This window comes from Scandinavium sp. (genome assembly GCF_032012665.1).
GTDB lineage: Bacteria > Pseudomonadota > Gammaproteobacteria > Enterobacterales > Enterobacteriaceae > Scandinavium.
The window spans coordinates 1-1,306 of sequence record NZ_DALZVG010000063.1; the positions used below are offsets into that span (position 1 = coordinate 1).

Below are 1,306 nucleotides of genomic sequence, written 5' to 3' on the forward strand. Positions count from 1 at the left end.
AGGTTCATCGCGCTTTCCCGGGGAAGGCGGCCTTGATTTTCAGGAAGAAGTACTCCGAGTCCCGGAATCCATAGGCCATGCGCTTGATTACCTTGATGCGGTTGTTAACACCCTCAAGGACGCTGGTATGCATGTGGAAGTGAGCACTGGCAAGGATGCCTCGCGCGTATTTGCGCAGGTTGCGAGCGAAGCGTTGCAGCGGCGCGAGGTCGCTCTCGCGAGCATGTCGCAGCCAGGTTCGCCAGCGCCGCCAGCCCTCTCTTACGCTGGGGGCGTACCAGACGTCCTTCAGCGCATCCTTGAGCACATAGACCGTAGCCAACGGCTGGTTGGCAGCAAGCAGCTCCTGTAACTGCACGGCCTGTCCGTCCCTCAGGTTGTCGCGATTGCGCAGCAGCAGCCAACGACTCTGCTTGACCGCCTTTCGTGCCGGCTTGTCTTCGCGCAGAAGGTTGGCCTGGTCGACCCGGATACGGTCGATCACATCCCGGCCGTAGCGCGCGACGACGTGAAACAGGTCGTACACCACTTCGGCCTGCGGGCAATGCTTCTTCACCTCCAGGTCAAAAGCCGTATTCATGTCCATAGCCACCGCCTCGATCTGTTGGCAGTGCTCGCCGAGCAATTCGAAGAACGGGCGGATCGCCTCACGGCTGTTGCCATGGCCGACCCACAGCACCCGTGTTCGCTCGGCATCCATGATGACCGTGGCATAGCGATGCCCCTTGTGTAGGGCGAACTCATCCATCACCAGGCGGCGGACACCGCTTGAATCGAAGGTGCCTACCTCGGCTTGTAAGCGTCGTTTATCGAGCGTCTTGAGGGTGTGCCAGTGCAGGCCGGTGAGCTGGCTGACGTGGCTGATCGGCAGCAGCCGCAGCAAGCTTTCGAGCCAGACCCGTAACCGCCGGGTCAGGCGAGATGCAGGCTCCAGCCAGTCGATCCGCTCGGTCACCCGACCACAGTGCAGGCAATCGACTCGGCGCACGGGTAGTTGAAGCAAGACGCGCTGATCGAACAGATCACGATCGCGCACCAGACGAATTCGGCGCTCGTGAATCAACGGACTGAGCTGACCACAACGCCCGCACTTGGGCACTGAACCGGCTTGAGGCTCGAGCTCAATCAGAAGGGAGTTGTTGGCGGATGAACGGCAGGCAACGGCGTCATAGCCTGGCCAGAACGAGGCAAGATCAATAGGATGCACGGCGACAGCAGGGACAGGTGGAGGGTGTGTTTGGCGACTGCCAATTTACCTGCTTCCCTGACTGTCAACTCGCTCTTCCCCCAGAGTCCGCGAAGAACC

Annotated in this window: 1 protein-coding gene; it reads right to left on the reverse strand. The window is 60.7% G+C overall.

Annotated features, from left to right (window positions below; translation table 11 throughout):
* Positions 1-4 precede the first annotated feature (4 nt).
* Positions 5-1,207 (reverse strand): ISL3 family transposase, encoded by a 1,203-nt coding sequence (locus RTU33_RS21785; RefSeq protein ID WP_074519909.1) that lies wholly within the window; start codon positions 1,205-1,207, stop codon positions 5-7.
* Positions 1,208-1,306: the final 99 nt, after the last annotated feature.